The sequence below is a fragment of the Salinarchaeum sp. IM2453 genome (genome assembly GCF_019693215.1).
Taxonomy (GTDB): Archaea; Halobacteriota; Halobacteria; order Halobacteriales; family Salinarchaeaceae; genus IM2453.
In genome coordinates this window covers 2,404,364-2,426,310 of sequence record NZ_CP081183.1, presented here as the reverse complement: position 1 = coordinate 2,426,310, position 21,947 = coordinate 2,404,364, and the positions used below count along the sequence as shown (strand labels likewise).

Below are 21,947 nucleotides of genomic sequence, written 5' to 3'. Positions count from 1 at the left end.
TTGAAGTCATTTCATAGTTACCTTGTTGCTGTGTTAATTGGTTTCAGATGGACCCTTGTGGGGTTGAAGTGGGAATGTCGAGGTCAGCAAGTCGGCACAACCGTCGTTTCAGATGGACCCTTGTGGGGTTGAAGTCTCATCACCGGGATTAACCACCGGGGTCAGATCCCGTTTCAGATGGACCCTTGTGGGGTTGAAGTGACGGCGACGGGGAGGAGCTGGCCCACGTCCAGACGGTTTCAGATGGACCCTTGTGGGGTTGAAGTGGATTGATGGTCGATGACGAACTCCAGTCAACAGATGGTTTCAGATGGACCCTTGTGGGGTTGAAGTACCAGAGCGCATTTCATCGAAAGTGAAGCCATACAGTGTTTCAGATGGACCCTTGTGGGGTTGAAGTTCCGTCAGAGAAGGTCATTTCCTCCCGGTCATCATCAGTTTCAGATGGACCCTTGTGGGGTTGAAGTGTTCTAGTGTGCCACGAACACCAATATACTGCTCTGCGTTTCAGATGGACCCTTGTGGGGTTGAAGTCGAGATATGTGTTCGAGCGTTCATGGTTAGGCTTTTGTTTCAGATGGACCCTTGTGGGGTTGAAGTGCTGATCGCGTCGTGTTGGTCTGGATTGGCATGATTGTTTCAGACGGATCCTTGTGGGGTTGAAGTCCCGTTTTGTGGTCGGACCCCGACGAATGGATGGGGTGTTTCAGATGAACATTTGTGGGCATGAAGCATCTGGGCATGGCTTCGTTTACAGCGGCGTGTGCAAGTTTCAGAGGAGTATTTGTGCGTTTAGAACGATGTTTGGCTTTGAGATAGCGACGGCAACTGGCAAAACTTTCACCGTTTGGAAAGCTTATAATATCGGTCCAGCGACGGCGGGTGAAGATGAATCTAATGGATACTTGTATTATACTTTCACCTTGGTACATTGAAGTTTTTAACCTATTACATTGATATATCAAATGATGGCAATAAGCCAGTCATACGAGGCAAGATAGAACATGCGGATTCTTGTGCGCTTACAGGCGCGGCACGATGCCGCATACGATAATGCATATCACCATAAGTTACAGGGTCGAATCTGGAATGCGCTTGACGAATCAGAGTACGGCGGTCTTCATGACGAGAACCAGCCGATGCCGTTTACGTATTCAAACCCCTTCCCTCCAAGAAACATGGAGGAAGGAGACGAGCGAAACCTGATCGTCGCCTCCCCTGAGGAAGAATTACTCGCCCACATCGCAGCTGATCTGAAAGACGATCCTGAGTTGAATATTGGGGAGATGCCGTTCACAGTTGAGAGAATAACTCCGTTGTCGCCTGACGTTGGTGAGCCAGGAACGACCGGGACGATTGAAACCGGAACGGGAATTGTCGTCCGGATTCCTCCGTGGCGCTTCGATGAGTACGATCTTGACATCGATCATGATCAGGCAGAGTTCTGGCGGCCCGAACACACAATGGAACCGTTCAAAAATCAGATCCACGCAAATCTGGATAAAAAGCATGAGCTCTACTGTCCGGACTATTTGCCCGGACCATCTGACGTTAGCGGGCAGTTGTTCGATGGCTACGAGTTGATCAAGACATTTGCCCTGCCGGTCACACCGACAACAGGTATGAAAGAGACATGGATGGCGAGTAAGTGGCGGTTTGATTATACCGTTCGTGATGACGAACATCGGAGACATCTTAACCTTGCTCTGGATGTCGGAATCGGCGAACGGAATTCGATAGGATTCGGATTCTGCAATATCACCGAGAAGACTAGTCCGGGCGAATCAGATCTGGAGGGGACAGATGCTTTCGCCTGAGGAGTTTCGCGAGAAATACGACGACGAAGAACTGTCGGCAGAGCTGCCTAACTCTCCAGTGTCAACGCTCCGAAGCATCCAATTCTTCTATGGTAAGTTGTACACGCTTGGGACACTTGGAGGTGGAAAGTATGCGCCGTATCTCACCCCCGATGCGGCAGACGATATTGTCGATACCGAGGACAGCCTGATTGTTGTTCGAGTGGATCTCAGCGGTGAAGAGCCATCGCTTGCTGATGACGAGCGTGGCCCAGTCTGGGTGACTCGATACAGTGACAATCTAGTTGAAAAAGCTGCACACTGTAAGTATCCACCAGCTCGTGGAATCGATCATAGCGTCACTCACCAGGCCGGACGAAACAGTGGCCCGGAGAAGCTCGCTCGCTATGCGAAAGAGCGGTTAACCAAGTGGCCAACTGACGATGTGGTGCAGACAGTCGCCGAGGAACACGATGAAGGATGGGTAATTAATGGACTAGCCACAGTAGGCAAAGATGAAGACCTACTGGTTCAAATCGAAGAAGGAGTCAAAACCGCCCTCGGGGGTGAATCTACGACGGCACTGCTCACAGTGCAGGTGAAAACAGCCGTTGATGAGGGATACCGCTGGCCCGGGGAAATTGATGGTTTCATGGAGGCAATGCGTCAGCGGAAACTCTCGAAGCTCGTCACGAAAAACAAAGCAAACAATTCCTCCGGCGAAGCGACAGATATTGTCACCGGACAAATATCGAGAGTTGTAGGAACAGCTGAAGATCCACAAAACTACTTTTTGGGTAAGCAACGGGAGAAATTCCCAGGCTTGGATATCGAGGAAGCTTGGCGAACGCATCCGATTTCTGAGGACGCGGCTGTGACGGTGATGAACGCAGATCCTTTTGTTGAAGCGTGTACTTATCGGACTTTCGGCGCTAAGGTCTATTACCTCCCCTATTTCCGGGGAGAACCCCAAGCTGATCATGCACGGCAACTGTACGACCTACTCTACAGGGCCGCAACCACCGAAGAGGATATGACGCCAGTCGAGCGGGCTTATAGGGAGTTCAAATTCGATCGGGAACATGAATTACGGTTTTATGTGTCAGCAGTGATGCCACACCAGATGTCTCGGTATGATGTGTTCGGCGAGACGTTGAATGGCCGGTTACTATACCCATTGAGTCTTGCGAAGCGGCACGAGAATATTATCGAAAATTCGTCAGCTTACAACTCTCAAACGGATTGGAGTGCCCCGATGCCAACAAACGACTCATGGGATTTATTGACAAAAAATGATAACAGGCTCAGATCTGTCTCGACGGGATGGTACTTCAGCCAGACATTCGTTGACCGCGACGATACAGATGCCAGTGCTGATGACCCCCGGATCAAGGCACTTGTTTCTGTACTGAGTGGTGGATCGATTGCCGTCGAGACGTTGCTTAAGGAGTATGTCGATCGAATTGACGCCGATGAAAATGATGAAAACATCGACAAGTTCCCTTCGTGGCGCGTTGCCAGCCAGTTTGCACAACTGTGTGCGCTGGCTGATGAAGAACTTGATTTACTCTCGACGGCTGACACCGGTAAAGAACCGATCACACAGGAACCAGACTATGAGGAATACAGTATGCAAACAGCTGAAGACATTCTTGCGGACGGGGGCAATACATCCGCCGAGAAGCTTGAAACCTTTATCGAGGATACCCCCGCACTCGCTCACGATCCGGAAGCACCGATTAATGACCAACGCCGTGGTGCGTTCTTACTTGGCGTTCTTATTGGAGAAGTTGGCGCGTACCAGAACTACAGCGAAGATCGGTCGACAACACTAATCGATCAGTACCCAGTAAAATCGATCACTGGAGCTCGAATAAAGAAGATCACGCAAGAAGCTATTGGAACGACTATCACCTACACCCGGAATGAAGATCGTACGATCACGCTGTTCGAACACGTTGTCGATCAGCTTCGGGAGACGATCTTGCAGCCAGACCCCGATAGCTGGGAAATCGGAACTGACGATCTCCGGTTCTACTACGCACTTGGCGTGACGTATGGCATGAACGATCATCCTGACTGGGATCAACTCAAAACCAATACTAAGGAGAATATCTAACAATGACTGAAACTACTGACACCGTCCAGAACCGCTCTGAAATAGTTTTTCTGTACGACGCCGTTGACGCGAACCCGAACGGCAACCCACTAAGTGGGGCCAATCGGCCACGTATCGACCCACAAACTCAGCAGGCGATTGTTACCGATGTCCGCCTGAAACGGTATTTGCGTGATCAGCTTGATGATGACGGACACGGCGTCTACATTCGTAATGTGCAAGAAGAAGGGAATCAGTACACCCGTGAACAACTGCTCGAAGATCGGATAAAGGAGATTGATCCTGACGATTATAATCTTGACGACGAAGATGAAGCTGAACAATTTCGTGATGCCATCTTTGGGATGTTCCTAGAGAATAGCGCTGATGTCCGCTACTTCGGGGCCACGATGGCTACTGACGCTGATGAGTATGAGGATTATCTGCCGGATAACTTCACTGGTCCTGTTCAGTTTTCACCTGGAAAAACGATACATCCAGTTAATGAAAATGAGGAGTACAACAGTTTAACAAGCGTCATCGCAACTCAAGAAGGTAAAGAACAGGGTGGATTCGATCTTGATGACCACCGGATCCAGTATGGGCTCATCAGGTTCCACGGTCTTGTTGACGAACATGGAGCTGCTGATACAAAGTTGACACATGGAGATGTTGAACGGCTCGATACGCTCTGCTGGCGGGCGATCAAAAACCAAACGATTAGTCGGAGCAAAGTTGGACAAGAACCGCGACTGTACTGTCGGGTTGAGTACGCTGAAGAGAGTTTCCATATCGGTGGGATCGACAAGGATCTAACAATCGACGACGACGTATCTAAACCGGCCGAAGAGCTCCGAAACATCCGAGATCTAGCTATTGAGATCGATGCGTTCGTCGATCGACTTGCTGCTGCCAGCGAGCATATCAAGCGTGTCCGTGTTGTCGCCAGCAACTCTATGGAGTTCTCCTACCAGGGTGATATCGGCGGCCCCGAACTCCTCTACGAGACGCTTGAGGACATACTCGGAGATGCGTCTATCGATCGTATCAACGTGTACGACGAATACCCCGAAACTCTCGCGGACGCGTAACAATGAACGCGACACCGGACCCGGCATCGCCAGATGATGTGCCTACACGGCCAAAGCAGTGTCTTTCACTTACTGTTAGGGGACCATGGGGACATTTCCGACGTGTCGAAGGCAACGTCGTCAAGCAGACATATAGAGTTATCCCGCGCACGACTGTTGCCGGTCTCTTAGCTGCTGTTCTCGGTATTGGACGAGATGAGTACTATGAACTGTTTGGATTTGAGTACTCTTGGATTGCAATTGAACCCGTTCAGGACCTTCGAACCGTGAATATGCCAATGAATACGCTTTCAACAGCGGACGAAGATCTCACGTCTCTTAACGCCCGCGGAAAGATTAGTATGAAACTTCCTGATCCAACAAATCCTCGGCAGCAACATAATTACGAAGTACTCGTCAACCCTGCGTATCGGATCGATGTTGCCTTGGCAGACCAGGAACGCTACGAGAAACTACGGGAGATGCTCGCTGCTGGGAAGTCCCACTATGTTCCAAGTTTAGGCCTGTCGGAGCACCTCGCCGAAATCGACTACCACGGCGAGTTTGATGTCGAACCAGTGACCACTTCTGATGACGGTACTCTAGACATTGATTCGACAGTCCCTGGTGGCTTTGATAACGTTATTATGAACACAGACCGTCGGTGTCAAATTGAGCAATCCCCTTCTTTCATGGAACGTGATAAAAATGGTCGGTCAACAACAGCGTTTACAACCTACGCATTCAATCCAGATGGAGGCATGCTCACAGTAACCGACGCTACGGCATCGACTGTGGGCAATCGAACGGTGGTGTTCGTCTGACGTGCCTCCGCTGTATGCCCATCCCCCGGAAAATGGCAGTGAGGGGACACTCCTCCTCAATCATCTCGTGGATGTCGCCGAGCGTGTCAGCTATGTCGTCCACCCTGACATGACAACGCCTGACGGTGAGTCGCTCAAACCGATCGTTGAGACACTGGCATACGTTCACGACATCGGGAAAGCAACGTCGTACTTCCAGGAGTACCTACTCGCGGATCGAACTCCTGACAACAAGTTGCTTCGCCATCACGCCCCACTTGGGTCTTTCCTTGCTTACTATGCTCTCAGCGCAAGAGATTTCAAGACCGAAACCTGTCTTGCGGGATTTGTGGCAGTAGCCAAGCACCATGGATCTCTGCCGGATGTTGCAGACTATGTCTTCAACCGATCCCACCGACGCGAGGGAGTCACTGCGGGAGACCAGAACGCTAATGAACGAAGACAAACAGCTGTTGCATACCAAATCAAGGACATTGATGAGAACAATCGAGCCGTTGGTCAGGACATCGTACAGCGCGCTACAGAGGGTCATGGATCTTGGCAAGAATTTCGAGAAGGATTTATTGATGCCAACGAGCGAAACGATCTTCTGAAGGAGATTGAAGAGACTGTCGCTGCGAGCGGAAACATACCTGAACCTCGAGAAGACGCACTTTCCGAAACTTGCTACGGACGTGCCCTACAGTGCTGGAGCAGTCTTATTTTGGCCGATAAACTGAGTGCCGCTGGAGCCCCACACAATGAAGCAACATACGCCCCCGATTATCCATCGGGTGACCGCTTGGACGAGTATGTGAGCAAGATCGAGTCGAAAGTCACTCGGGATGTGGATGGATCTCGATCTGAGCAGTTTAATTACTACCGATCACAGGCTAGAACAGCCGTCCTTGACTCTGTCCAAGAATTTGTGGAGGCAGACCAGCAGGTTGCGACACTGACACTCCCAACTGGAATGGGAAAAACGCTCACCGGGCTTTCAGCCGCGCTTGAAATACGTGATCAAACCGATGGCGATCGAGTCGTATATGCTCTCCCGTTCACAAGCGTGATTGACCAAGTTGTAAATGAACTCGAGAACATATATCAGACTGACATTACTGGAAACCTCCTGACTGCTCACCACCATCTAGCGGAAACAACAATGCAGGACTTCGAAGATGATGATGCGGCAGATCTTTCAGACGACGTGGGGACAATGCTCGCAGAAAGCTGGCGTGCTGGAGTAACTGTCACTACCTTTGTACAACTCTTCGAGAGTCTCGCCGGTCCCGCCAATCGGCAGGGAATGAAACTCCCTGCATTGCGAAACGCAGTTATTGTTCTCGATGAACCGCAGAGTCTGCCACTTGACTGGTGGAAACTTGTTCCCAGACTAGTGAAGATGCTAACCGAACAGTACAATGCGACTGTAATCGCGATGACTGCAACACAGCCACATCTCTTTGAGGACGAATATAAACTTATTGATAAACCAGACACATATTTCTCTGCCATCAGCCGAGTTGCTTACGAACTCGACGCCTCTACAGAGCGGTACATTGCGGAACAGAGTAATCCAAAATCGTACGCAACTGCTGGTCATGAACTGCAGGATACGGTCGAGGGTGATGATTCAGCACTTGCAGTGTGTAATACTATCGAAAGCGCTCGCGAGCTCACTGAGCAGGTTTTTAGTCCAACGATGCTGGATGTGGGCGCTCTATACGCAGATGAACTCGAGCGCCGCGGCCAGGCCGAAGATATCTCAGCTTCCGATCTGGCGGATCGAATCGAGACAGCTGACGGTAGACCACTCGTTCACCTGTCGACCCGGCTTCGGCCTGTTGACCGACTGACTCTGATTGAGACAATAAAACTACTCACTGAACGGAGGGTGCCGGTTCTAGTCGTTTCAACGCAGCTGGTCGAAGCGGGTGTCGATATCAGCTTCGACCGCGTTTACCGTGATCTCGCTCCGATCGATAGTATTGTTCAGGCAGCAGGGCGATGCAATCGGTCATTCGAGTCTGATCGGGGCACAGTGACAGTGTGGTGGCTTGATGCTCCTGGTGGCCAGACAAGGACGCCAGCAGAAGCAGTCTACAACCGCGGAACTACACTGCTTCCGGTCGCAGCAGCAACGCTCCAATGTGTCCGCGACGAAACTGACGGCCTCTCGGAGACGGATGTTGCTCGACGATCCGTTCGCCAGTACTTTGAACGACTGCAAGAAGACAAAGACGTCGGGAAACAAGAATATGCAGACTTTGTAGACGATGCAATGGCGGCAGAGCTTGGTGACCTCTCGCTGATCGATCAACGGCGTTCCGCAGAGATTGTGATTGCTCGCACGCACGATGAACGGAAATTACTCGAAGAGATCCGGGAAGCACAGGCACAGTATGACTACGAAACACTCCGCGATTTGATTGACAAAACGAAATCACTCCGGATATCAGTCCCATATTATTCAGAGGACAGCGACCGGGCGGAGGCAATTCACGATCTTCCGATTCTCGTCGAAGATCAAGGCATCTACATGCTTGATGTACGGCGACAGGGTGACAAGTTCGATGCAACAACCGGATTTGTCACGGCTACCGCAAGCATTGATCACCAGTTCTTATGACCATGGCCGAACGTGACATCGACCCCGTGGAACTCCTTCTTGAATCTGCTCGTAGTGAAGCAGCTAACGCGTCTTTTCATGTCACAGGCGTAATGATGCAGTATTATGAAGCTTGTGAGCGTGAACTTTGGTTCGAAAGCCGAAATATTGAGATTAACCGCGAAAATCCCAACGTTGTACGCGGTACTCGCGTCGATGATACTGCGTATGGAGACCAGCGCCAAAATCTCAGTATTGATGGCTGGATTGCGCCTGATATGCTGGACGACGGTCGTATTGTTGAGGTGAAACCCTCGTCATCACTCATCGAACCGGCACGGCTCCAATTGCTCTACTATCTGTGGTATCTGGACCGTGTTGTCGGTGTCAAGAAAGACGGTGTACTTGCTCATCCAACCGAGCGAAAACGAGAATCGGTTGAATTAAATGAGGAGGCGATTGATAAGGTTGAGTCAGCGATCCGCGGAATCTATGAGATAGTGAGAAATGACTCACCACCCTCAGCAACCGAAAAGTCATATTGTGACTCATGCGCGTACCACGATTTTTGCTGGAGTTGCTAACATGAATGATAACTACCACATATTCTCAGACGGACGCATCGAGCGGCATAATGACACAGTGCGACTTGTCACCGAAGACGACGACAAAAAATACCTTCCAATAGAAAATGCCGAAGCCCTGTACCTTCACGGACAGATCGATTTCAATACGCGACTTGTCTCATTCTTAAACGAGCACGGAATTGCTATGCATGTCTTCGGTTGGAACGATTACTATTCTGGTTCGATCATGCCTGAGCGTGGGCAGACCTCTGGTCAGACTGTTGTAAACCAAGTTCAAGCGTATAATGATGCAACACATCGGATCAAGATTGCTCGTGAGATTGTTGCAGGAAGTATCCACAATATGCGGTCAAATGTGACCTACTATAACAACCGTGGGCATGAATTTAGTTCTATCATTACAGACCTTGATCGATGTCAAGATGAACTAGCTGACACCACAGCGGTTGACGAAGTAATGGGTGTAGAGGCGAGTGCACGACGGGCGTACTACCAGATATTTGATAAAGTACTCCCCAACGGATTTGTTTTCAACGGAAGGGCATATAATCCACCAGATAACAAGGTGAACAGTCTGATTTCGTTTGGTAATAGCCTCGTGTACGCAAATATCGTCTCGGCAATCAGGGCCACAGCCTTAGATCCGACAATCAGTTATCTTCATGAACCGGGAGAGAGACGATACTCACTGGCGTTGGATCTTGCGGATCTGTTCAAGCCGCTGTTAACCGACCGGGTTATATTCCGGTTGGTTAATCGGCGACAACTATCTGTTGATGATTTTGAATCCGAGCTAAACTCATGCCTCCTCACCGAATCGGGGAGAAAGACCTTCTCTAAAGAATTAGAACAAACACTTGAGGAAACTGTTGAGCATCCCGAATTAAATAAAAAAGTGAGCTATCAGTACTTACTCCGGGTTGAGTCGTACAAACTCAAGAAACATCTTTTGACGGGAGAACCCTACGAAGCATTCAAACGGTGGTGGTAACATGGTTTACGTTATTGCTGTCTACGATGTAGAGGCAGATCGAACGCGGCTTTTCTTGAAATTTTTGCGGAAGTATCTGACTCATGTACAGAACTCAGTCTTTGAAGGAGAGATCACGAAAGGTGATTTTGAGAAGGTCAAGCAGGAACTTGAGTCGATGCTTGAGCCCGGTGAGTCCATAATCATCTACCAGATGAGTTCAGAGAAGTATGTCTCACGAACCGTCTACGGCGAAGATCCAGCTGAAGATAGCCAATTTCTGTGAGAGTTCATCGACCCCCGGTGGTTTGAGATCTATTGGGGGTCGACGAAAAGACTTTATTCCAACCAGGAAATAGAATAGCTATAGCCCGTGATTTGGGCATGGTTTCAGAAGGACCCTTGTGGGGTTGAAGTGCACCACAGACGTTACACTCCCACTCTTCGGTAAAGTTTCAGAAGGACCCTTGTGGGGTTGAAGTGGAATGAGTGGTGTGTCTAGAGACGGAACCTACCGTTTCAGAAGGACCCTTGTGGGGTTGAAGTACGCTGATCAGCATTTCGGTTGCATTCTGGATCGCAGTTTCAGAAGGACCCTTGTGGGGTTGAAGTTTAGCTTGGTTATCACCTCAATGCCCGCTGAACGGAGTTTCAGAAGGACCCTTGTGGGGTTGAAGTGACTGTGCCCCGAAGTACTGCCCGCTCTGTGGTGAAAGTTTCAGAAGGACCCTTGTGGGGTTGAAGTGCCGCGTGCCAGTACGGCGGTCGGACTGTCCGACGCGTTTCAGAAGGACCCTTGTGGGGTTGAAGTGAACGGGTTGTTCGCCTTCGGAGGCCGTCGATTACCGTTTCAGAAGGACCCTTGTGGGGTTGAAGTGCTGAGCCCTACACCGAATACAACGGCTTCAATGACTGTTTCAGAAGGACCCTTGTGGGGTTGAAGTCTTTGAGTCGAACGTATCGCTATTGGGACTTAAGGAGTTTCAGAAGGACCCTTGTGGGGTTGAAGTGGGGCACAGTCGAACGTCTCAATCATATTGAACCGGCGTTTCAGAAGGACCCTTGTGGGGTTGAAGTGCTTACTCCGTCTGGAGTTGATACAATTAGATATGATGTTTCAGAAGGACCCTTGTGGGGTTGAAGTACAGGTTTCTGTCATGCTTCATACCCCACCCGGCAGTGTTTCAGAAGGACCCTTGTGGGGTTGAAGTGCGGAGACCTTCACTTTCTAATAGTGTCCGACTTCGGGTTTCAGAAGGACCCTTGTGGGGTTGAAGTTCGTCACGTGGCATGGACATAGCAAGCCTGACTAGTCGTTTCAGAAGGACCCTTGTGGGGTTGAAGTATCCCCCACCAACGGCGTGAGATCCCACCAGTAGCCCGTTTCAGAAGGACCCTTGTGGGGTTGAAGTGACTACGTTGTTGACTCGAAACTCGCCCCCAGCTTGTTTCAGAAGGACCCTTGTGGGGTTGAAGTGGGAATCATTGAGAAACAACCCCCACATCGGCGAGGTTTCAGAAGGACCCTTGTGGGGTTGAAGTGTACAGCGGTGTCTCGTCTCCGTATTCAGTCGCCACGGGTTTCAGAAGGACCCTTGTGGGGTTGAAGTCTCGACCAGGAGGCAGAGTACGAGGCAACTATCGAGTTTCAGAAGGACCCTTGTGGGGTTGAAGTGACATTGCATCTACGGGTACACGGCCGACAGACCTAAGTTTCAGAAGGACCCTTGTGGGGTTGAAGTGTGATCTAGAAGGTCGGGGATCAGCGGATAGTCGAAGTTTCAGAAGGACCCTTGTGGGGTTGAAGTTGAAACACGGCCGTCAATATCAGCCTCAATCAACTCGTTTCAGAAGGACCCTTGTGGGGTTGAAGTCAAGAACCATGATTCTCTTAACCGACTTTTTGAAAACGTTTCAGAAGGACCCTTGTGGGGTTGAAGTCCGAATGCTTCCGCACCTTCGCGATCGTGTGGTACCCGTTTCAGAAGGACCCTTGTGGGGTTGAAGTCTCGATGCGCTGGTTTTCGACCGTGCCAAGACCCAGGTTTCAGAAGGACCCTTGTGGGGTTGAAGTAATCACTTCAACGTCGCCAGTCACGGACTCGTCCCGGTTTGAAGAAGGCGTTTTCGCTCATCCCGAGACACTGTAACATAGGGGTTTCTCGAACCAGCTGTCTGTAGGTAGTCCCTTCAGATCAGGGCAACTGCCGCGCTACCCTCCCGGGACCCCACCGATCTGTTCAGAACTGCGCGCGCGCGTAAAATTAGTAAAACTCCTCAGAACAAGATACTCCTAGCGATATCAAAGAGTGTCACAATTCCTTCAAGCAACTGCAAGAAAACGTTCAATTCTCAAATCTATTTATTAAATGACAAAATAATAAAATATGTGATCAGACATTTCCAAGAGTTGTTGGAAGGAGATCGACGGTAGATTTGATAGTCCACGAATACGACTGTCTCCTATGACGAAGTTGGTAACGTGGAATTGCAATATGGCCTTTCGCGAAAAGAAGGGACAAATTCTACGCCACGACCCGGATATATTAGTGATCCAAGAATGTGAAAGTCCTGTCACGAGTGGTGATTGGTCGGAATTTTCCGATTGGCTATGGATTGGCGAAAACGAACACAAGGGGCTTGGTGTCTTCGTCCGAAACGGGATTTCGCTTCAACCGGGCAACGTCACGGAACCGGGTGGTAAATTCAGTCTTCCAGTGGCAACTGACACGTCAATAGATGTGCTTGCAGTATGGGCCATGAATGATAAAGAGCATCCTGAGAATCGTTATATTAGTCAGGTTTACACGTCAGTTCGAGATTATGACGACTGGATTGGCTCAGATACGGTTGTCGTCGGAGATTTCAATTGGAATATAATGTGGGACGAATCACCCAACAGTCCCTTACGAGGTGATTTTTCGGATACAGTTCGTCTCCTAAATGATCGTGGGTTACGAAGCGTCTACCATTCAGTGACGGAATCGGCGTTCGGCGATGAAGACGCGACAACGTTCTATATGCACAAGAAGTCAGATAGGGAATACCACATTGACTACGTCTTTGCACACGATGAAGTGATCGGATCCTTGTCCGACTTTTGGATTGGAAGGTTTAACGAGTGGATCGATGCAAGCGATCATATGCCAATTGTAATAGAGATATAGAGTCTCTTGTCACAGCGTTGCTCTCATTGAGTTCAGTGTTATCTCTCCGGAAATGAGCTTGGGCTTTATTATCCTATCGTGCGAACACACATATGCCGCGGGACAGGATTGGTCCGCTGTTAAGGAATTTGAGCATGAGTATGTACGACTCGGGAGTGGCAACACTCGCACGCCTATACAGTTGCAAGCTGACACAGAAGTCACCAGGACTCCAGCGCCGATCGGGGAACAATGCTGGTAGTGTTCTCTCGGAATTGATGCTGAGCTTTATTATTCAATCCCCCAAACAGACACATGCGGCGACCAGATTGCTTAGGTCGCTCGGAGGCAGTTGTATGCATACTCAACAGTCAATAGTGGCAACGCTCGGACAAGCGGTAGCAGATCAAAAGGTAGTGTTACTCCGCAGACTCAACTGGCTCCAACTCGCTCGCATCCAGCTCCTCGTCAAGGTAGCTTTCTCCCAGATCAGTGATTCCATACAGCCCCCGATGTACTTGATTCAGCAGTCCATAACTAGCCAGTTTCTTCGCACGGCGGCTTGCATGATCAGATGTTGGACCACCGAAGGCTTCGATGGCACTTGGGGTCAAGTTACCGTGTTCACGGATCAGTTCCAAGATCCGGTCATCAGCTGGAACCATCCAGTCAGCAGACTGTCGCATTCTATCTATTACGTATTTAGCATTCCTCATGTATCTATGGATGTCGATCAGCCGATATATTCCTCTGATTTATTAAACAGTTTCGCTGATGTTTTGAACAGTAATACTGAGTAAAATATTTAACCACCCTCCACAAATAGTCATTTGACTCGGTTCCACTCGGATCAAAAAAGATCCGACGTGCCCCTAACACGCCGGAACCGGGTCACCTTGGCAATTAGACGACCCATGACTAGCAATACAATCCGGAGTAATCAAGATTACTCCACGGAACGCGCACAGTTACTTAATCACGCCCGTCGCGTTGGGCGCACACGCAATGGTAGTGCAGTTATTGATCTCGTTGTTGGCGACAAGACTGTCGCTACTAACATCCTTGAGGAGGGCGGTCAACCATGATTGCCGCCGAGTTGCACGGGTATATTCCTGATTTTCACTCGCCAGATTGTTTCAAAATCAGATGTACTGAATGTGACAAGGAGGAACTCTACGCCGATCGGGGCAACGCTGTCAGTGCTGCAGACGGTCACGCTTTCAGCTGTGGCTCGACCGGCGTAACACCACTCGCATTCAAGCCGCGACAGATTCCATTTCCAGAACCAGACCAGCAGATTACCGTTGGCTATCGCTGCCGAGAGACTGGGAACTTACGTATTGAGTTCGGGGAGGTTATTGAAACCGATTTCCTGTACCGCAAGCCCACGCGCCTGATGCTGAAAACGCATATTCAGAGTCAACAAGAGAATCGGCAGATCATTGCTCGCTTTGATCCTAACGGCTTTAACGGGGGCAGCGTCCGTCGAAAAGTCAGCGGTCGACACAAACGGATCGGAGTCTTCCGGACACTACACACAAAGGCACTCTCTGCTTCTTCTTGGCCGGACGGAACCCCGATGAATCTTCGTGAGCAGCTCGCCGAAGAATGCAAAACTTCGATCACAGTTGAGGACACTGAGTCAGCCTTTAATCATCCAGTGGAGGTGAGTGTCAATGAATAGTGATATCTATGATGAAGAGTCTGAATCTTCAGAATCTGGCAGTACGGATCATCTTGAGTCCATCAAACCAGAACGTGCGTTCGATATTTGGCTTGATCGGCAAAGTTCGACACACGCTGAGGCGACAATTGAGAGTTATGAGTATCGTCTGGAGCCATTCATTGAGTGGTGTGAAGAGAATGGTATCGAGAATTTGAACTCGCTTTCTGGACGGGATATCTTTGAATATGATGCGTATCGTCGTCGCACGAAGGATCTGAAAACGTCTACGCTGAATAATCAACTTGGAACACTACGGAAGTTTATTCGATTCTGTGAGCAGATTGGTGCAGTTGAGGAGGGGCTTGAGTCAAAGGTCGAGGTTCCAGAAACAAGTCTTGCTGAGAAGGTTAACACTGACTTGCTCAAAGCAAATCGAGCGGAGGAGCTCAGAGAGAAATTGGACACGTATGCTCGTGCCTCGCGTGAGCAAGTTATTTTTGAGTTATTGTGGCACACTGGATGCCGCGTAGGTGGTTTACACTCGCTTGATCTGCAGGACTGCTATTTTGATGATGAAGACATAGATCGGTTGCGACATGAGGGCGATGTCGACCTTGACGCAGTCGATGATCTGTCAACGCCGTTTATCTATTTCCGGCATCGTCCAGAGACGGAAACCCCACTGAAGAACAAAGAATCAGGCGAGCGACCGGTTGCTCTGAGTGAACGAGTTGCTCAGCGGGTTGAGGAGTACATCAAAGTAAATCGCGTTGATCGTACTGAGGAGTGCGGTCGAGAACCATTATTTACGACGAAGAGAGGAGAGACTGCTCGCGTCTCGAAGTCAAATATTCGTCGGCTATTGTACGTTATCACGCAGCCGTGTCGCTGGGGATCGTGCCCACATGGGCGTGATGAGGCTGAATGTAAGGCTCGAGAGCATGGAAAGGAATCCCGCTGTCCGTCATCGAAGTCACCACATCCTATCCGTACAGGTGCAGTGACACGCTGGCGTGATCAGGGATGGAGCCCTGAGATGGTCGGAGAACGTGTGAACGCGTCTGCAGAGACAATTAAGCTACATTATGATCATCCAGATCCGCTTCGGAGAATGGAGTCTCGTCGTCAGATGATTGAGCGAGGTGATTCCCAATGAATCTACCTACATATGTAACTTTTTTGACACTTTATTCTCGGCGGTCCCATCTCCCAGTCTTTCATCGATCATTGACGGGGGGTGTAGACGGGCCACACCGTCAAATTTTTTCTTCATCGCTATTGAAAATAACGGGTGATCGCCGATGACCTCGCAGTGCCAACACTGCGGGGCACAGGTTTCCGAACAGTATCTTTGAGTTGCAACCAAAGGCTTGTGTCCTTCAAGGCAAACATATAGATAGAGGCTTTAATGTCAAGCGATAACACAAGACCGACACCCAGTACTCGAAATAGCAATCAAGACTGGTGGCCAAGCCGTTTGAGCATCGATATTCTCAAGCAAAATGCCCGGGACACGGGACCGATAGAAGAAGACTTCAATTACGCTGAGGAATTTGAGAAGCTTGATCTTGAAGAGGTTAAAGCAGATATCGAGGATGTTATAACAGAGCCTAAAGACTGGTGGCCAGCTGACTATGGACACTACGGACCATTCATGATCCGGATGGCGTGGCATAGTGCCGGGACATACCGCGCATATGATGGCCGCGGAGGTGCCGCTGGAGGGCGGCAACGGTTCGCCCCGCTGAACAGTTGGCCGGATAACGCCAATCTTGACAAGGCCCGACGACTGCTTTGGCCGGTCAAGCAAAAGTATGGCCGCAAGCTGTCGTGGGCTGATCTCCTTATTCTTGCTGGAAATGTCGCTATCGAATCAATGGGCTTCCAGACATTCGGATTTGCTGGTGGACGTGAAGATGATTTTGAACCTGACGAGGCAGTTGATTGGGGCCCTGAACATGAGTTTGAAACCCAAGAACGGTTTGCAGAACCCGGTGAGCTACAGGAAGGACTTGGAGCCTCTGTAATGGGACTTATTTATGTGAATCCAGAGGGTCCTGATGGGGAGCCGGATCCAATGGCGTCCGCCAAAAATATCCGTCAGACGTTCTCCCGTATGGCGATGAATGACAGACAAACAGCTGCGTTGATTGCTGGCGGACATACCTTTGGAAAAGTTCATGGAGCAGACGATCCGGATGAGGTTCACGAGCCAGAGCCTGCTGCTGCTCCGATTGAAAACATGGGGCTTGGCTGGCAGGACGGAGAAACCGCTGCTGAAGAAGGTGTTACAACCAGTGGAATTGAAGGTCCGTGGACTTCCTCACCAACTGAGTGGGATATGGGGTATGTCGATAACTTGCTAGAATATGAATGGAAGCCAATAAAAGGTCCAGGTGGTGCATGGCAGTGGACGCCAAAAGAGGGTCAAGAAATTCCGTCTGCACCTGATGCTCTGGAGTCAGAAGAGGAAGTTACGCCGATGATGCTGACAACAGACATTGCGTTGAAGCGCGATCCACAGTATCGAGAAATAATGGAAACCTTCCAAGAGAATCCAATGGCGTTCGGAATTGCCTTCGCGAAGGCTTGGTATAAACTGACCCATCGTGATATGGGTCCTCCAGAGCGATTCCTTGGCCCAGAAGTCCCCGATGAAACGATGGTATGGCAGGATCCTCTCCCTGACCCCGATTATGAACTGGTTGGTGACGAGGAGATCGCAGAACTCAAGTCAAAAATCCTTGACACGGACCTTTCAATTCAGCAACTTGTCAAGACTGCTTGGGCATCTGCATCGACATATCGAGATAGTGACAAACGTGGTGGCGCAAACGGAGCCCGGATCCGGCTTGAACCCCAGCGAAGCTGGGACGTAAATGAGCCTACAAAGCTTGAAACGGTTCTTGAGACGTACGAAGAAATTCAAGCAGAGTTCAATAAATCGCGCTCAGACGAAGTGCGAATCTCACTTGCAGACCTTATTGTGCTGGGTGGAAACGTAGCCGTCGAACAAGCTGCTGCCGATGCTGGCTATGACATCAAAGTCCCATTTGAGCCTGGAAGGACAGATGCAACTGAAGAACAGACAGATGTTGATTCATTCGAGGCACTCAAGCCGGCAGTTGATGGATTCCGAAACTACATCAAAGACGACCTCAACCGTCCAGCAGAGGAAGTACTTGTTGATGAAGCCGATTTGCTGGACTTGACTCCTGCTGAGATGACGGTACTTGTCGGAGGCATGCGCGCATTAGGTGCAACATACCAGAACACTGACCTTGGTGTCCTTACAGATGAGCAAGGAATGCTGACAAACGACTTTTTTGTGAACTTACTGAGTATGGACACGGAGTGGGAGCAATCGTCAGCGTCTGACCAAGTATATGAAGGATATGATCGACACACGGGTGAACATATGTGGAATGCAACCCGCGTTGACCTTATTTTTGGATCACATGACGAACTTCGCGCAGTCGCAGAGGTGTACGCCAGTGCAGATGCCGAAGAGAAGTTTGTCCAAGACTTTGTGAGTGCCTGGCAAAAAGTAATGCAGGCTGACCGATTTGATCTCAAGTAGGAGCATACATCTCTATTTCCCGGAGAACCTACCAACTCAACTGCTCACAGAAAATTCATAATTCCATCCCAAATTCGATCCACAACCACGCTTGTTTGATAACCGATTGCTATAATCAGCATATATACCTCTCCGCTCTGTATTTTCCCCTGACGCATAACAGAGGCAGTTGAGCGGATCTAGTTCACATGTATCTCCACGATATCGTTAACCGGACTGATCCCTACTTGATTACATGAGCATTCATGTAGCAATTATTGGTGCGTACGGTAGTGCTGGGTCAGCAGTTGCCAGTGAACTTGTTGATGAACCTAACATTGAGCTTAGTCTCATTGATGATGGCGATCCTGGTGGTGGATTGTGTATCCTTCAAGGATGCATGCCTTCAAAGGAGCTACTTTCAGCAGCCGCGCACCGGTATCAAGTCCGCCATGATGACCGGCTAACTGATGGCATACCTGAAGTAGATCTCGGAGTGACCGTTGCTGAAAAAGATGATCGAACATTGGGGTGGGCGAAGCATCGTCGTAATCAGATACACGAATGGGCTGAACACGATGATGTCGAATTCTATGACGAATCAGCAAGATTTGTTGATGATCGAACGCTGTCAGTTGGTGGAAAAACGATTGACCCCGACTATATCGTTGTTGCAACTGGATCCCAAGTAAATATCCCAGATATTGCAGGAATCGAAGAGGTTAACTATATGACTAGTTCGGATGTTCTTGATGCAAACGAGTTTTCGGATTCAGGAATTGTCCTTGGGTTCGGTTATGTCGGGCTTGAAATGGCACCGTATCTTGTTGAAGCCGGAGACATGGACATCACAGTTGTTGAACACGATGATCGACCCTTGGATGAAGCTGACCCAGAGTTTGGTGATGAAATCTTAGAAATCTACCGGGAGGACTTCGACATCGATATTATCACAAATGCTCAAGAAGAGCGAATCAACAAAACCGAAACTGGCGTGGAATTACTGTTATCGACTCCAGATGGGCAAAAAACGGTAACAGGCGATGAATTATTCTGCTTCACTGGCCGGCAAGCAAATATTAAACACCTCGGCCTTGAGGCCGCTAACATCGATCTTGACGGGGCGTGGGTGAAACAAACAATGCAGGCCCGGGACAATGACTCTATATACGTTGTCGGAGACGCAAACGAACACGAACCAATCTTACACGTTGCGAAAGAACAGGGACAAACGGCAGCCAAAAACATTCTGAACGATGTTCACGGTGAGCCTCTTGAGCCGTATACTAACATCCATCATCATATTGTATTCTCTGGTCTGGGGATCTATCCGTTTGCTCGCGTGGGAGATACGCCAACTACTGCTAAAGCAGCGGGACATGATGTAGTTGTAGCCACCCGCCAGGCGAGTGACGATGGAATATTCAAATCAAAGAATGTACCCAAGGGCCTTGCTCGGCTTGTCGTTGACCGCACGGACGGCACCATACTTGGTTATCAGGGGCTACACTATCACGCTGATACAATGGCAAAAACGGCACAAGTTCTCGTTGAACTTGGCCTTGATGTCAGAGAAGTTCCGGACAGAGCATATCATCCAACACTACCTGAACTGCTTGATGGGCTATTCCGCGAGGCGGCTACCAAGATGAGTGAGTGACCTCATTTCCCACCATAGCGAGACAATGGATGCAGGTGTCTACAACAGTTCTCAGTAACCCAAGATTTAATTAGTCTAATGAAGTTAAGTCGGGCAATTTGCGGTTGTATTCGTTGGTCAGCGCTGTAGGACATATATAAATCCTTCTCGATAATTATTGAGTTTTCTACTGCTCTGGCGGGTAAATCTCACTATTGTGTTAGGGTTGTTGGTGCAAGACAGAGAGGACCAGAAGGTGTATTCAGCGCGCAACTGTTGTTCGCCCAGTCGAGACTGTGGAGAATGGGATCATCCGGGTCGGCAACCACTCGAAGTACAGCTTCGGCGAACTCCGAGTCAAGCCGGTTCCGAGGCAGAGGAAAACAGGAATGTGCCACAAACCACAAAAATAATTAAGATGGTGATAGCACGGCATACCTGTGTCCCGGTTGGCCCCGATTCCCATCACGGTATCCACGGGATTGGTGTCACGGGAACGTCTTCATAAAGAGAATCGGATTACCAAGAACTGATAATGACTGACGTTTCGAGGACACTGAGGTCCCTTTAGTTACCTTTGCTGAGTTTATGCTGTCTGGAAGTGGACAGGATCCAGTATTTCAGTTCCTAAGTATGAGGCCCCCTTGTGCATTGAACTAATCCTTTCATAGCCATGTTAATTTCACTCACAAATTGATGAAATTTTTACGCTAATGCGTAAGCTTATATTAACCACATCAAAAGGTATCGTGTATTTGTACTATGAGTATAGTGGACACGGTAGAGAATTGGTTTCGATCGATTGGCCCTGGTGCACTCGTTGCCGCCGCGTTTGTTGGTCCGGGGACGGTCACAACAGCAAGTGTTATTGGGGCAGAGTTTGCCTATCTGTTGATTTGGACGGTTGTCTTTTCGGTAATCGCCACAATCGTTTTGCAGGAAATGAGTGCCCGACTAGGATTGGTCACCAATGAGGGACTCGGCGAGGCCCTCAGGGGGATGTTTGATAACTACATCTTACAGGTTATCACGGCCGCACTCATTATCTTCGCAATTGGCGTTGGGACAGCCGCGTTTCAGACGGGAAATATCACAGGCGGAGCGTCAGGCTTAGAAACAATCACTGGTGTAAGTGTCCAAATTTGGTCACCACTGATTGGGATTGTTGCCGGAGCATTGCTCTGGACGGGAAACTACAAGCTCATCGAGCGAATATTTATTGGACTCGTCGTAATTATGGGGCTTGCATTTGTGATTAATGCAATTGCTGTGCGCCCTGACTTAGGAGCAATAGCTGAGGGGCTAATTCCCCGGGTGCCGGACGGACAGGCATTCCTGATTGCTGGGCTTGTCGGGACAACTGTTGTTGGATATAACCTCTTCTTGCACGCCAGTACTGTTCAAGAAAAGTGGGGGGATGCGGATCAAATCGGCGAAGTCCGGTTTGACACTATTGCGCTTGTCGTTGTTGGTGGAATTATCACAGCGTCAATAATGATCACCGCTGCCGCCGTTTTTCCAGAAGGTACTGAGATTGGTGACGTAGGCGAGATGTCTACTCAACTTGATCCAGTGCTAGCTGGAGTAGCTCCAGAATTCTTCGCAATCGGTCTTTTTGCTGCTGGCTTTACAAGCGCAATGTCGGCCCCGCTTGCTGGTGCCTATGCCACTGCTGGTGTGCTTGGATGGGAGCGTGACCTTACATCGACCCGGTTCCGTGCGATATGGGGTACGATCCTCGTTGTCGGTATTGTCTTTTCAACAATCGGTCTTAATCCAGTGAATGTCATTGTGTTCGCACAAGTTGCAAATGGTATCTTGCTACCAATACTCGCTGTCTTCCTCCTGTATGCTATGAACAGCGAAAAGCTCCTTGGAAAGTACACCAATAGCACAGTGCAAAATATACTTGGCATCCTTGTCGCACTGGTTGTAATCGCCATCGCAGCACAAACACTTTATGACCAATGGATTGCTTTGTTCGGATAGGGATTGTGAGGTGAAC

The 21,947-nt window shown here is 49.5% G+C and carries 16 protein-coding genes and 2 CRISPR repeat arrays (1 of these 18 cut by a window edge); of the genes, 15 read left to right on the top strand and 1 reads right to left on the bottom strand.

Annotated features, from left to right (window positions below; genetic code table 11):
- Positions 1-799: direct repeats of the CRISPR family, unit length 30 nt; unit sequence GTTTCAGATGGACCCTTGTGGGGTTGAAGT (it extends 682 nt beyond the left edge of the window).
- 205 nt (positions 800-1,004) lie between these two features.
- The 9 genes from cas6 to K0C01_RS11490 all read left to right on the top strand — a co-directional run bounded on the left by cas6 (position 1,005) and on the right by K0C01_RS11490 (position 13,099).
- On the top strand, positions 1,005-1,817 hold the full coding sequence (cas6, locus tag K0C01_RS11530) for a CRISPR-associated endoribonuclease Cas6 (RefSeq protein WP_221169844.1): 813 nt from the start codon (positions 1,005-1,007) through the stop codon (positions 1,815-1,817).
- Positions 1,804-3,915, top strand: coding sequence for a type I-B CRISPR-associated protein Cas8b/Csh1 (gene cas8b / locus K0C01_RS11525; RefSeq protein ID WP_221169843.1), 2,112 nt, complete (start codon positions 1,804-1,806; stop codon positions 3,913-3,915). The genes cas6 and cas8b overlap by 14 nt, the downstream gene beginning before the upstream one ends.
- 2 nt (positions 3,916-3,917) lie before the next feature.
- Positions 3,918-4,985 (top strand): type I-B CRISPR-associated protein Cas7/Csh2, encoded by a 1,068-nt coding sequence (cas7b, locus tag K0C01_RS11520; RefSeq protein WP_221169842.1) that lies wholly within the window; start codon positions 3,918-3,920, stop codon positions 4,983-4,985.
- 2 nt (positions 4,986-4,987) lie between these two features.
- Positions 4,988-5,788, top strand: a complete 801-nt coding sequence (cas5b, locus tag K0C01_RS11515; protein WP_221169841.1) for a type I-B CRISPR-associated protein Cas5b — start codon at positions 4,988-4,990, stop codon at positions 5,786-5,788.
- A 1-nt stretch (position 5,789) separates the two neighbouring features.
- The gene (locus K0C01_RS11510) at positions 5,790-8,396 is read left to right on the top strand and encodes a CRISPR-associated endonuclease Cas3'' (protein ID WP_221169840.1); all 2,607 of its coding nucleotides are present in this window, start codon (positions 5,790-5,792) and stop codon (positions 8,394-8,396) included.
- Between the two features lie 2 nt (positions 8,397-8,398).
- Entirely contained in the window at positions 8,399-8,959 is a 561-nt protein-coding gene (locus tag K0C01_RS11505; RefSeq protein ID WP_221171265.1) for a CRISPR-associated protein Cas4, read from the top strand.
- A 1-nt stretch (position 8,960) separates the two neighbouring features.
- The gene (gene cas1b / locus K0C01_RS11500; protein ID WP_221169839.1) at positions 8,961-9,953 is read left to right on the top strand and encodes a type I-B CRISPR-associated endonuclease Cas1b; all 993 of its coding nucleotides are present in this window, start codon (positions 8,961-8,963) and stop codon (positions 9,951-9,953) included.
- Between the two features lies 1 nt (position 9,954).
- Complete coding sequence (cas2, locus tag K0C01_RS11495; protein ID WP_221169838.1) at positions 9,955-10,218, top strand: CRISPR-associated endonuclease Cas2; 264 nt, start codon at positions 9,955-9,957, stop codon at positions 10,216-10,218.
- A 101-nt stretch (positions 10,219-10,319) separates the two neighbouring features.
- Positions 10,320-12,006: direct repeats of the CRISPR family, unit length 30 nt; unit sequence GTTTCAGAAGGACCCTTGTGGGGTTGAAGT.
- Between the two features lie 391 nt (positions 12,007-12,397).
- On the top strand, positions 12,398-13,099 hold the full coding sequence (locus tag K0C01_RS11490; RefSeq protein ID WP_221169837.1) for an endonuclease/exonuclease/phosphatase family protein: 702 nt from the start codon (positions 12,398-12,400) through the stop codon (positions 13,097-13,099).
- Between the two features lie 398 nt (positions 13,100-13,497).
- On the opposite strand, the gene K0C01_RS11485 is transcribed toward K0C01_RS11490, so the two are convergent.
- Positions 13,498-13,764 (bottom strand): winged helix-turn-helix domain-containing protein, encoded by a 267-nt coding sequence (locus K0C01_RS11485; RefSeq protein ID WP_221169836.1) that lies wholly within the window; start codon positions 13,762-13,764, stop codon positions 13,498-13,500.
- A 228-nt stretch (positions 13,765-13,992) separates the two neighbouring features.
- Between K0C01_RS11485 and K0C01_RS11480 the strand changes: the two genes are divergently transcribed.
- From K0C01_RS11480 to K0C01_RS11455, 6 genes are all read left to right on the top strand, one after another.
- A complete protein-coding gene (locus K0C01_RS11480; protein ID WP_221169835.1) occupies positions 13,993-14,163 on the top strand; it encodes a hypothetical protein in 171 nt (56 codons plus the stop codon).
- Complete coding sequence (locus K0C01_RS11475; protein ID WP_221169834.1) at positions 14,160-14,762, top strand: hypothetical protein; 603 nt, start codon at positions 14,160-14,162, stop codon at positions 14,760-14,762. Before K0C01_RS11480 ends, K0C01_RS11475 begins: the two co-directional genes overlap by 4 nt.
- Positions 14,755-15,900, top strand: coding sequence for a tyrosine-type recombinase/integrase (locus K0C01_RS11470; protein ID WP_221169833.1), 1,146 nt, complete (start codon positions 14,755-14,757; stop codon positions 15,898-15,900). Before K0C01_RS11475 ends, K0C01_RS11470 begins: the two co-directional genes overlap by 8 nt.
- A 252-nt stretch (positions 15,901-16,152) precedes the next feature.
- On the top strand, positions 16,153-18,324 hold the full coding sequence (katG, locus tag K0C01_RS11465; protein ID WP_221169832.1) for a catalase/peroxidase HPI: 2,172 nt from the start codon (positions 16,153-16,155) through the stop codon (positions 18,322-18,324).
- Positions 18,325-18,559: 235 nt separating this feature from the next.
- Entirely contained in the window at positions 18,560-19,963 is a 1,404-nt protein-coding gene (locus K0C01_RS11460) for a dihydrolipoyl dehydrogenase family protein (RefSeq protein ID WP_221169831.1), read from the top strand.
- A 741-nt stretch (positions 19,964-20,704) separates the two neighbouring features.
- Entirely contained in the window at positions 20,705-21,931 is a 1,227-nt protein-coding gene (locus tag K0C01_RS11455) for an Nramp family divalent metal transporter (protein ID WP_221169830.1), read from the top strand.
- Positions 21,932-21,947 lie beyond the last annotated feature (16 nt).

Coding starts and splice junctions, on each gene's coding strand:
- cas6 (WP_221169844.1), top strand. CDS start 1,005: ATGCGGATTCTTGTGCGCTTACAGGCGCGGCACGATGCCGCATACGAT.
- cas8b (WP_221169843.1), top strand. CDS start 1,804: ATGCTTTCGCCTGAGGAGTTTCGCGAGAAATACGACGACGAAGAACTG.
- cas7b (WP_221169842.1), top strand. CDS start 3,918: ATGACTGAAACTACTGACACCGTCCAGAACCGCTCTGAAATAGTTTTT.
- cas5b (WP_221169841.1), top strand. CDS start 4,988: ATGAACGCGACACCGGACCCGGCATCGCCAGATGATGTGCCTACACGG.
- K0C01_RS11505 (WP_221171265.1), top strand. CDS start 8,399: ATGGCCGAACGTGACATCGACCCCGTGGAACTCCTTCTTGAATCTGCT.
- cas1b (WP_221169839.1), top strand. CDS start 8,961: ATGAATGATAACTACCACATATTCTCAGACGGACGCATCGAGCGGCAT.
- cas2 (WP_221169838.1), top strand. CDS start 9,955: ATGGTTTACGTTATTGCTGTCTACGATGTAGAGGCAGATCGAACGCGG.
- K0C01_RS11490 (WP_221169837.1), top strand. CDS start 12,398: ATGACGAAGTTGGTAACGTGGAATTGCAATATGGCCTTTCGCGAAAAG.
- K0C01_RS11485 (WP_221169836.1), bottom strand. CDS start 13,764: ATGCGACAGTCTGCTGACTGGATGGTTCCAGCTGATGACCGGATCTTG.
- K0C01_RS11480 (WP_221169835.1), top strand. CDS start 13,993: ATGACTAGCAATACAATCCGGAGTAATCAAGATTACTCCACGGAACGC.
- K0C01_RS11475 (WP_221169834.1), top strand. CDS start 14,160: ATGATTGCCGCCGAGTTGCACGGGTATATTCCTGATTTTCACTCGCCA.
- K0C01_RS11470 (WP_221169833.1), top strand. CDS start 14,755: ATGAATAGTGATATCTATGATGAAGAGTCTGAATCTTCAGAATCTGGC.
- katG (WP_221169832.1), top strand. CDS start 16,153: ATGTCAAGCGATAACACAAGACCGACACCCAGTACTCGAAATAGCAAT.
- K0C01_RS11460 (WP_221169831.1), top strand. CDS start 18,560: ATGAGCATTCATGTAGCAATTATTGGTGCGTACGGTAGTGCTGGGTCA.
- K0C01_RS11455 (WP_221169830.1), top strand. CDS start 20,705: ATGAGTATAGTGGACACGGTAGAGAATTGGTTTCGATCGATTGGCCCT.